The 276-nt window shown below is 63.4% G+C and carries 1 pseudogene; it reads left to right on the forward strand.

What is annotated here, in order from left to right:
* A pseudogene (locus SB751_RS30165) lies at positions 1-276 on the forward strand (TonB-dependent siderophore receptor); the annotation flags it as partial.

Consider the following 276-nt stretch of genomic DNA (forward strand, 5'->3'; position numbering starts at 1 on the left):
GGCCAGCCGGACCGCGACACCGGCGAGGGCCTGGGGGCGTTGCCGGGTTACTGGAATTCGTATGCGCAGCAGACCTCGCTGAACCTGCAGGTCAAGGGGCCGTTCCAGCTGCTGGGCCGCCAGCATGAGCTGATCGTTGGCGGCAACTGGAACAAGGACGACTTCGACTATCACGGCGGGCGCGACGCAACCTATCGCTACATCGTCGACATGAACAACCTGGCAGCCTTCGATCCACCCAGCCCGACTGCCCTCAACGTCAACCAGTGGCAATAC

Origin of the sequence: Cupriavidus sp. SIMBA_020 (assembly GCF_046535395.1) — a bacterium.
Taxonomy (GTDB): domain Bacteria; phylum Pseudomonadota; class Gammaproteobacteria; order Burkholderiales; family Burkholderiaceae; genus Cupriavidus; species Cupriavidus campinensis.